Source organism: Cognatishimia activa, from assembly GCF_017798205.1.
In the GTDB taxonomy this organism is placed as follows: Bacteria; Pseudomonadota; Alphaproteobacteria; order Rhodobacterales; family Rhodobacteraceae; genus Cognatishimia; species Cognatishimia activa_A.
The window spans coordinates 2,647,862-2,656,855 of record NZ_CP060010.1; the positions used below are offsets into that span (position 1 = coordinate 2,647,862).

The following is an 8,994-nucleotide window of genomic DNA, read 5'->3' on the forward strand; positions in this document are numbered from 1 at the left end:
TTGCCTCATTTTTCCTAAGTCGTATAGGATAGAGGCCAAAGGAGCACCGATATGGCTAAAATTCAGAATGTTGTGACGGCGATTGATCCAGTCTGGGAGCGTATTCTGGACGAGGGCCAAAGTGCCGTGCGCGAAGAGCCTCTGTTGGGCGGTTTGGTCCACAGTTCGATCCTGCACCACAAGTCGGTAGAACAGGCGCTGGCCTATCGTATCTCACTGAAACTGGCTTCGGGCGAGATGTCAGAGCAGCTCTTGCGCGAGATATGTGAAGAGGCGTTTGCCACGGATCCGAGGATCTCGACGGCGGCTCGTGCGGATATCATGGCCGTCTATGAGCGTGACCCGGCGTGCCATCGGTATATCCAGCCGATGTTGTTCTTTAAGGGCTTTCAGGCGGTGCAATGTTACCGGATTGCGCATTGGCTGTGGAATGAAGGCCGCAAGGATATGGCTTATTTCTTCCAGATGCGCAGCTCTGAAGTCTTTGGCATCGATATTCACCCTGCGGCCCGTATCGGGCAGGGTATCATGATCGACCACGCCCATTCCATTGTGATTGGCGAAACCGCTGTGGTGGGGGACAATGTCTCGATGCTGCATTCGGTAACCCTTGGTGGCACCGGAAAAGAAGAAGAGGACCGTCACCCGAAGATTGGTGATGGGGTTCTGATTGGTGCGGGTGCGAAAGTGCTCGGCAATATCAAAGTGGGCGAATGCTCGCGGATTGCGGCGGGGTCTGTGGTGTTGGAAGAAGTGCCGCCGTGCAAGACAGTTGCGGGCGTTCCGGCCAAGATCGTGGGCGAGGCGGGATGTTCGCAGCCTGCGGTGAGCATGGATCAGACGCAGCTTTAAGTCTCTGATATAGAAATAGAAAACGCCGCCCTGTTGAGGCGGCGTTTTGCGTTTTTGGGGATGGCTTAGGCCAGCATTGCGATTGGGTTTTCCAAATTCTCGACAATGGCCTTGAGCAAATCGGCACCGAGCGCCCCGTCAATCACGCGGTGATCGACCGACATCGTGACGCTCATGACAGTCGCGACACCGAGCGTGCCGTCATCTTGAACAACAGGCTTTTTCACACCAGCGCCAACGGCCAGAATGCCCGCATGCGGCGGGTTCACGATGGCGTCGAAATTGTCGATGCCGAACATGCCAAGGTTTGAGATCGCGAAGCTGCCACCCTGATATTCATGCGGCGCGAGCTTGCGGTCGCGGGCTCGGGTAGCGAGATCTTTCATTTCGGTCGACAGCGCCGAGAGGGATTTCACGTCCGCGTCCTGTAGGACAGGCGTGAACAGGCCACCTTCGATGGCGACTGCAACGGCCACATCGGAGGCTTTCATTTGCAGCACGCGATCTCCGGCCCAAACCGCATTGGCGGCGGGCACCTGTTGCAGGGCCAGCGCACAGGCTTTGATGATGAAATCATTGACCGAGACTTTCACGCCGCGATGTTCAAGCTGTTTGTTCAGCTCGCTGCGGAATTTCAGCAGGGCATCCAGTTTCACATCCCGACGCAGATAGAAATGCGGGATGGTCTGTTTGGCCTCGGTGAGGCGCGCGGCGATAGTTTTGCGCATGCCATCGAGCGAGACTTCCTCATAGGTGCGGCCTTCGTAGGCGCGGGCGACGATGTCAGCCGACGGGCTTGCTGCCATCGGAGCTGCAGCGGGTGCAGGCGCTGAGGAGGGCGCCGCAGCGGGTGCCGATGCAGTCGTTGCTGTTGCGCCGAGAACATCCGCTTTGACGATCCGCCCTTTGGGACCTGAACCTTTGAGGGTGCTCAGATCAATGCCCTTATCCGCAGCAATACGACGCGCGAGAGGGGATGCAAACACGCGGTCACCGCTTGCGGTGCTGGGCGCAACAGGAGCCGCCGGGGCTGGCGCGCTGGCCACAGGCGCAGGTGTCGCCGCCGGTGCGGGAGCCGCCGCTGCGGCAGAGGGAGCCGGGGCCGCACCGGCCTCTTCACCGTCCTCCAAAAGGATCGCGATGGCGGTGTTTACCTTCACACCTTCGGAGCCCTCAGCCACAAGGATCGTGCCCATGACGCCTTCGTCGACGGCCTCAAATTCCATCGTGGCCTTGTCGGTCTCAATCTCGGCGATCACGTCGCCCGATTGCACCTCGTCGCCCTCTTTCACCAGCCATTTCGCCAGCGTGCCTTCCTCCATCGTCGGAGAGAGCGCGGGCATTAGGATTTCTACTGCCATGTCAAATTCTCCTTACCGATAAGTGACTTGCTTGACGGCGGCGATGACCTCTTCGGTCGTCACAAGCGCGAGTTTTTCGAGGTTGGCCGCATAGGGCATCGGGACGTCCTTGCCGGTGCAGTTGATGACCGGCGCGTCCAGATAATCAAAGGCCTTTTCCATGATCGTCGCCGAGAGGTGGTTGCCGATGGATCCGACAGGCCAGCCTTCCTCAACCGTCACGCAGCGATTGGTTTTCATCACCGAGGCGAGCACTGTGTCGTAGTCAATCGGACGCAAGCTCCGCAAGTCGATAACTTCAGCGGAAATACCTTCCTCTGCGAGCTTGTCTGCGGCCTCGAGCGCATAGGTCATGCCGATGCCGAAGCTCACGATGGTGACATCCGAGCCTTCACGCCAGATCTTGGCTTTGCCGATTTCGACGGTGAAATCATCCATGACGGGGACGTCAAACGACCGCCCGTAGAGGATCTCGTTTTCAAGGAAGATCACTGGGTTCGGATCGCGGATCGCGGATTTCAGCAAACCCTTCGCGTCAGAGGCCGAATAGGGCATGACCACCTTGAGGCCCGGGATCTGCGAATACCAGGCCGCATAGTCCTGAGAGTGCTGCGCGGCCACGCGGGCCGCAGCGCCGTTGGGGCCCCTAAAGACGATCGGACAACCCATCTGACCGCCAGACATATAGAGCGTCTTGGCGGCAGAGTTGATAATCTGATCAATGGCTTGCATGGCGAAGTTGAACGTCATGAACTCCACAATCGGGTTCAATCCGCCAAAGGCTGCGCCGACTGCGATGCCAGCAAAGCCATGCTCGGTGATCGGCGTGTCGATGACCCGTTTGCTGCCGAATTCATCGAGCAAACCTTGCGAGATTTTATAGGCGCCTTGGTATTCCGCGACCTCTTCGCCCATGAGGAAGACGTTTTCCTCACGGCGCATTTCCTCGGCCATGGCGTCGCGCAAGGCTTCGCGGACCGTGGTGGATTTCACCTCAGTGCCTTCGGGCCAGTCGGGGGTGGTGTTGGCAACAAGCAGAGGGTCCGCAGGAGCAGCCACAGGCGCAGCGCTTGCCGCCGGCGCAGGAGCCTCATCCGCCGCTTGCGCCACGGGCGCCGCGCCGGCCTCTTCGCCGTCTTCCAAGAGGGTTGCGATGGCGGTGTTGACCTGTACGCCTTCGGTGCCTTCGGGGACCAGAATGGATCCGATCACGCCTTCGTCGACCGCTTCGAATTCCATCGTCGCTTTGTCGGTTTCGATTTCGGCGATGATGTCACCAGAGCTGACCTCATCGCCTTCTTTGACCAGCCATTTCGCCAGCGTGCCTTCTTCCATCGTCGGCGAAAGCGCGGGCATGAGAATATTGATTGCCATGATATCTGCTCCTTACGCCACGATGTCCGTCCACAGCTCGCTTTCGGCGGGCAGGGGGCTGGTTTTGCTGAATTCGGCGCTTTCGTTGACGATGGCCTTGATCTCTTTGTCGATGGCTTTGAGGTCCTCTTCTGAGGCGTGCTTGCCTTCCAAAAGCATCTCACGCACGCGCTCAATCGGGTCACGTTCGGATTTCACGCGCTGGACTTCTTCGCGGGTGCGGTATTTCGCCGGATCCGACATCGAGTGGCCGCGATAGCGGTAGGTTTTGACCTCGAGGATATAAGGCCCTTTGCCCGCGCGACAATGCGCGACGGCCTTTTCGCCAGCAGCTTTCACGGCCAGAACATCCATACCGTCCACGACTTCGCCCGGTATGCCAAAGGCTGCGCCGCGGGTGTAGATGTCGGGCGTCGAGGTCGAGCGCTGCATCGAGGTGCCCATGGCGTATTGGTTGTTCTCGATCACGAAAACCACCGGCAGATCCCAGAGGGCGGCCATGTTGAAGGTCTCATAGACCTGACCCTGGTTCGCCGCGCCATCGCCGAAATAGGTGAAGGTCACGCGCTTGTTGTCGTTGTACTTATCCGCAAAGGCCAGGCCTGCGCCAATCGGCACCTGTGCGCCGACAATACCATGGCCGCCATAGAAATGTTTTTCCTTGGAAAACATATGCATAGAGCCGCCTTTGCCCTTGGAATAACCGCCTTCGCGGCCCGTGAGCTCGGCCATGACGCCGTTGGGATCCATGCCGCAGGCCAGCATATGGCCATGGTCGCGATACGAGGTGACGCGCTTGTCGCCTTCTTCCGTGGCTGCCTCAAGCCCCACAACAACGGCCTCTTGACCGATATAGAGGTGACAGAACCCGCCAATGAGACCCATGCCATAGAGTTGGCCGGCTTTTTCCTCAAACCGGCGGATGAGTAGCATTACTCGGTAGTATTCTTTCAGCTCGTCGCCACTGACATTGGGCTTTTTCGCAGCTTTCTTCGCAGCCATTCGGCACGCTCCTCCCAGCTTTGTTTAGCGTTAAACTAAATTCTGTTTGAGCTATTAAAACCACGGGCAGGGCGGTTAGGCCAGAGAAAAATTCCCGGTGTGTAGTGACTGGCGTGGAACAAGGGCCATAAGCCCGCCACGCTCTGCGCCGAACCGACCCCAAGGGTCGGCGCATTGGTGAACACAGGCGTGACAGATCAATGTCGCGCGGAGTTTGTGAGATAAACTGGCAGAATGTGAGCTTAGAGCGCCAACCCTCGGTTCGGCGCAGGGCGAGGCTTAGCGGATCACCATCTCGTCGCCGCGAATGAGGCCCAGAACAGAGCGCGCCTGCTGGTCCAAGAGGTCCAGATCCAGATAATCGTCAGACAGGCGCCTTGTCAGGTTTTCCATGCGCGCCACATCGTCCTGCATGCTGGCCAGTTGGATTTCCAAAAGCTGGGTTTCTGCCAGAATCTCAGTCCGGCTGAACAGCCCGTATTCCCCCTGCACAGCTGCAAAGGTGAAATAGACTGCCAAGCTGAACGCCACCCCGAAAAACAGGATAGGGCCAACGGCCGGACGGGATTTTGTGACTGCCATGGTAACTGCCAATCTGCCTCAATGGACGGGGTCTTTTGCGACCCTCTATGAGACACAGTATGCCACAGGTGATTCGCCCTGTGAATCCCTAAAATGCACGGGCGATTCGTTTTTTTGGTTTGGAGTCAGATCGTTAAAGGACGTTAACCCGCGATAGAGGCCTGATAGATCCCATCGATGCTATCCGCGATCACCGCGTTGAACTCGTCCTCGGTCTGCTGCGCGCTGAGGCCTTCGGTCAGTGCGCGCGAGAAGGAGGCGATCATGCCGGTGTTCTGCGCCAGAAGGCCATTGGCCTCTTCGCGGGAATAACCACCAGAGAGGGCGACCACTTTCAGAACCTGCGGATGATCCACCAACGCTTTGTATTGGTTGGCGTTGGTGGGCAGTGAGAGCTTCAGCATGATTTGCAGATTGTCATCCAATGCGTCGAGCTCAGCAAGGATCGCATCGCGCACGAGGTCTTCGGTTTCGGCCTTGTCGGCGATGGTGATGGTCACCTCTGGCTCGATGATTGGCATGAGGCCCTTGGCGATGATTTGTTTTGCAACTTCAAACTGTTGCGCGACGTTGGCTTTGACGCCCTCGGCATTGGCTGCAGAGATCACGGAGCGCATCTTGGTGCCAAAAATGCCCGCTGCATTCGCACGCTCCAGCAGGTCATCGAGATCTGGCATCGGCTTCATCAGTTGAACGCCGTTTTCCTCGGCCTCAAGGCCTTTGTCGACTTTCAGGAAGGGCACCACGCCGCGTTTTTCCCAGATGTACTGTGCCGCTGGGATGCCGTCGATTTCGCCGTCCATGGTGCGCTCAAATAGGATCGCACCGACGACTTTGTCGCCGTTAAACGCCGGAGATTGCGCGATCCGTGCGCGCATGGCGTGGATCATGCCGAACATTTCTTCGTCGCCGTTGTATGCGTCTTCCTCAACACCATAGAGACGCAGGGCCTTGGGCGTTGAGCCGCCGGATTGGTCCAATGCTGCGATAAAACCTTGGCCTTTGGCGATGAGGTCGGTCTGGGCGGAATTGGACATTTGTGTATCCTTTGGCAGAAAATAGGAGTGTTAGGCTCCTTCTAGGTCAGCCCCAGAAGGCGCGCAATGCTGGTACCGCTAACCCTCTCCGGAAAAGAAAAGGTTAAGCCGAATGGCTAGGATTGTAGAGCTGCGACGCCGGGCAGGGTCTTGCCTTCCATCCATTCAAGGAAGGCGCCACCGGCGGTCGAAATATAGTTGAAATCCTCGGCCGCGCCGGCGCCATTTAGCGCTGCGACGGTGTCGCCGCCGCCTGCGACGGACACCAGACTGCCTGCTTTGGAGAGGTCAGCAGCGGCTTTGGCGGCGGCATTGGTGGCCGCATTAAAGGGCTCGATTTCAAACGCCCCCAGAGGGCCGTTCCAGATCAAGGTCTTCGCTTGGGCCAAAATGCCTTCGATACGCGCAACCGACTGAGGGCCAGCGTCAAGGATCATAGCGTCCGCAGGGCAGGCGTCAGAGGCGACGGTTTCGTTGTCCGCTCCGGCCTTAAATTCACGCGCGACGACGATGTCAGAGGGCAGAACCACGTCACAACCGGCATCCTTGGCCTTGGCGAGGATCTCGCGGGCGGTGTCTGCGAGGTCATGTTCACAAAGAGATTTGCCCACATCGATGCCTTGGGCCGCGAGGAAAGTATTGGCCATGCCGCCGCCGATCACCAGATGATCGACTTTCGCGACGAGATTGCCCAAGAGTTCCAGCTTGGTCGACACTTTCGCGCCGCCGACGACGGCCACAACGGGACGCTTTGGCGTGGACAACGCCGCTTCCAAAGCGCTGAGTTCGGCTTGCATCAGACGGCCCGCGCAGTTTGGCAAAAGTTTCGCGACACCCTCGGTCGAGGCATGCGCGCGGTGGGCGGCGGAGAAGGCGTCGTTGCAATAGATGTCGCCCAAAGTGGCAAGGAAGCCAGCCATTTGCGGATCATTAGCTTCTTCCATGGCCGTAAAGCGGGTGTTTTCGACAAGAACAACCGCGGTGGCAGGCAGATCGTCAATCATCTCGCGGCTTGGGCGTTCGATGAAGGTGACCTCTTCGCCAAAGGCCTCAGCCAGATAGGGCACCAGCGGATTCAAAGACATCTCCGGGACATACTGACCTTTCGGGCGTCCGAAATGCGCGAGCATAATAGGGGAGCCGCCCGCCTTCACGATATCCTGAATGGTCGGCACGATACGGTCGATCCGCGTGGTGTCGGTAACCTTGCCGTCTTCCATAGGAACGTTGATGTCCACACGTACCAAAACGCGTTTGCCCGCCAGATCCATATCGTCGAGGGTTTTCCAAGCCATAATGCCGTCTCCAATGTCCCGAATTTTCCTCGTGAATATAGGATTAATGCGACAGGTCAATGGCAGCTTGGCAATCCTTTGGTGAGGCACTAGGTTAGCTTCAACGAATATAAACGGAGCAGCCAAATGGCCGAGATCAAAGATCCCGAAAACACCATCCTGATGGAACTCAAAGACGGCACCGTCGTCATCGAACTTTTGCCTGATGTGGCGCCTGGTCACTGTGAGCGCATGAAGGAGCTGGCGCGCTCGGGTCAGTATGACAACGTCTGTTTCCACCGCGTGATCGACGGTTTCATGGCGCAGACCGGCGATGTGGCCAACGGCAATATGGAAAAAGACTTCAATATCCGCATGGCGGGCACCGGTGGGTCGGATCTGCCGAACCTGAAGGCGGAATTCTCGGGTGTGCCTCATGATCGCGGCACCTTGGGCGCGGCGCGTAGCCAGATGCCAGATTCTGCGAACTCTCAGTTCTTTATCAACTTCAAGGACAACCACTTCCTGAACCGTCAATACACCGTCTATGGCCGCGTGATTGAGGGCATGGAGCATGTGGATGCCATCGTACGCGGCGAGCCGCCAATGGATCCTGATCGTATGATCTCGGTCAAAGTCGCAGCGGACGCGGAATAATGAACGGCGGGAGCAACAAACTCGTCGGCGTCGCAATGATGGTGGCAGTTCTGGGTGTAGGCGCTGTGTTTCTGGCGCAGGAAGGCACGCCGGGGCTGACCGATATCACCGAGGTCAGCAGCCAGTTGCCAGACTACGGTCTGGAAATTACCGTCGATGGTGAGGCCGAGGGTACGATTGTGATCGACCTCTTAGAAGGCGTTGCTCCGAACCATGTGGAGCGCATTGTGACGCTGGCGCAGGAAGGGTCCTATGATGACGTGATTTTCCATCGCGTGATCGAGGGCTTTATGGCACAGACGGGCGATGTGCAGTTCGGCAAAGTTGGCGGCGACAAGCGGATGGCGGGTCGCGGTGGGTCAAGCTATAGCGACCTTTTGCAGGAGTTCTCTGAGGTGCCATTTGAGCGTGGCACGGTTGGGATGGCGCGGGGCGGTCATAGCGTAGATTCTGCCAATTCCCAGTTCTTCATCATGTTTGATCAGGGCTATTTCCTGAACGGTCAATATACGGTCGTGGGTCAGGTGACCTCTGGCATGGATGTGGTGGATGCGATCAAACGTGGGCATCCGCGCTCGGGCGCTGTGGACGGCGATCCTGACCGGATGGTCTCGGTCAAGGTCACACAGAACTAAATCTGCTGCATATCTAATTTTAAAGGCTCGGGGTCTCCCGGGCCTTTTCGCATTTGGCCCGAAGCGCCTGCTGCAAGCAGGCAGGGCCATCGCCGGCCCGACCCACCGGGCTGGCGATTTGCTGGCGGCTGGACATGACATAGCTGATTGAGGTTTGTCGCGGGCATTAATCGCAATGCCGGTCACGCCGGACGCCACCCCGTCGGGCCGGCGATGGCCC

Annotated in this window: 9 protein-coding genes; 3 read left to right on the forward strand and 6 right to left on the reverse strand. The window is 58.1% G+C overall.

The window, feature by feature from the left end; translation table 11 throughout:
• The first annotated feature begins 51 nt into the window (after positions 1 to 51).
• A complete protein-coding gene (cysE, locus tag HZ995_RS13040) occupies positions 52 to 852 on the forward strand; it encodes a serine O-acetyltransferase (RefSeq protein ID WP_209356099.1) in 801 nt (266 codons plus the stop codon).
• A gap of 65 nt (positions 853 to 917) precedes the next feature.
• On the opposite strand, the gene HZ995_RS13045 is transcribed toward cysE, so the two are convergent.
• The 6 genes from HZ995_RS13045 to HZ995_RS13070 all read right to left on the reverse strand — a co-directional run bounded on the left by HZ995_RS13045 (position 918) and on the right by HZ995_RS13070 (position 7,503).
• The gene (locus tag HZ995_RS13045; RefSeq protein WP_209356101.1) at positions 918 to 2,213 is read right to left on the reverse strand and encodes a pyruvate dehydrogenase complex dihydrolipoamide acetyltransferase; all 1,296 of its coding nucleotides are present in this window, start codon (positions 2,211 to 2,213) and stop codon (positions 918 to 920) included.
• A 12-nt stretch (positions 2,214 to 2,225) separates the two neighbouring features.
• A complete protein-coding gene (locus tag HZ995_RS13050; protein ID WP_209356103.1) occupies positions 2,226 to 3,587 on the reverse strand; it encodes a pyruvate dehydrogenase complex E1 component subunit beta in 1,362 nt (453 codons plus the stop codon).
• Positions 3,588 to 3,599: 12 nt separating this feature from the next.
• Positions 3,600 to 4,589 carry a pyruvate dehydrogenase (acetyl-transferring) E1 component subunit alpha gene (pdhA, locus tag HZ995_RS13055; RefSeq protein ID WP_209356104.1) on the reverse strand — a complete coding sequence of 330 codons (990 nt, stop codon included), beginning with the start codon at positions 4,587 to 4,589 and terminating at the stop codon, positions 3,600 to 3,602.
• A 279-nt stretch (positions 4,590 to 4,868) separates the two neighbouring features.
• Positions 4,869 to 5,171 carry an FtsB family cell division protein gene (locus HZ995_RS13060; protein ID WP_209356106.1) on the reverse strand — a complete coding sequence of 101 codons (303 nt, stop codon included), beginning with the start codon at positions 5,169 to 5,171 and terminating at the stop codon, positions 4,869 to 4,871.
• A 143-nt stretch (positions 5,172 to 5,314) separates the two neighbouring features.
• On the reverse strand, positions 5,315 to 6,208 hold the full coding sequence (locus tag HZ995_RS13065) for a fructose bisphosphate aldolase (protein WP_209356107.1): 894 nt from the start codon (positions 6,206 to 6,208) through the stop codon (positions 5,315 to 5,317).
• Between the two features lie 116 nt (positions 6,209 to 6,324).
• Positions 6,325 to 7,503, reverse strand: a complete 1,179-nt coding sequence (locus HZ995_RS13070; protein ID WP_209356108.1) for a phosphoglycerate kinase — start codon at positions 7,501 to 7,503, stop codon at positions 6,325 to 6,327.
• A gap of 126 nt (positions 7,504 to 7,629) precedes the next feature.
• On the opposite strand from HZ995_RS13070, the gene HZ995_RS13075 reads away from it, so the two are divergent.
• Together HZ995_RS13075 and HZ995_RS13080 are read left to right on the forward strand one after the other, a co-directional pair.
• On the forward strand, positions 7,630 to 8,139 hold the full coding sequence (locus HZ995_RS13075; protein ID WP_209356109.1) for a peptidylprolyl isomerase: 510 nt from the start codon (positions 7,630 to 7,632) through the stop codon (positions 8,137 to 8,139).
• Positions 8,139 to 8,774 carry a peptidylprolyl isomerase gene (locus HZ995_RS13080; RefSeq protein WP_245168669.1) on the forward strand — a complete coding sequence of 212 codons (636 nt, stop codon included), beginning with the start codon at positions 8,139 to 8,141 and terminating at the stop codon, positions 8,772 to 8,774. The genes HZ995_RS13075 and HZ995_RS13080 overlap by 1 nt, the downstream gene beginning before the upstream one ends.
• Positions 8,775 to 8,994 lie beyond the last annotated feature (220 nt).

What these genes read in the sequence shown, in the direction of transcription:
- cysE (WP_209356099.1), top strand. Translation starts at nt 52, where the DNA reads ATGGCTAAAATTCAGAATGTTGTGACGGCGATTGATCCAGTCTGGGAG.
- HZ995_RS13045 (WP_209356101.1), bottom strand. Translation starts at nt 2,213, where the DNA reads ATGGCAGTAGAAATCCTAATGCCCGCGCTCTCTCCGACGATGGAGGAA.
- HZ995_RS13050 (WP_209356103.1), bottom strand. Translation starts at nt 3,587, where the DNA reads ATGGCAATCAATATTCTCATGCCCGCGCTTTCGCCGACGATGGAAGAA.
- pdhA (WP_209356104.1), bottom strand. Translation starts at nt 4,589, where the DNA reads ATGGCTGCGAAGAAAGCTGCGAAAAAGCCCAATGTCAGTGGCGACGAG.
- HZ995_RS13060 (WP_209356106.1), bottom strand. Translation starts at nt 5,171, where the DNA reads ATGGCAGTCACAAAATCCCGTCCGGCCGTTGGCCCTATCCTGTTTTTC.
- HZ995_RS13065 (WP_209356107.1), bottom strand. Translation starts at nt 6,208, where the DNA reads ATGTCCAATTCCGCCCAGACCGACCTCATCGCCAAAGGCCAAGGTTTT.
- HZ995_RS13070 (WP_209356108.1), bottom strand. Translation starts at nt 7,503, where the DNA reads ATGGCTTGGAAAACCCTCGACGATATGGATCTGGCGGGCAAACGCGTT.
- HZ995_RS13075 (WP_209356109.1), top strand. Translation starts at nt 7,630, where the DNA reads ATGGCCGAGATCAAAGATCCCGAAAACACCATCCTGATGGAACTCAAA.
- HZ995_RS13080 (WP_245168669.1), top strand. Translation starts at nt 8,139, where the DNA reads ATGAACGGCGGGAGCAACAAACTCGTCGGCGTCGCAATGATGGTGGCA.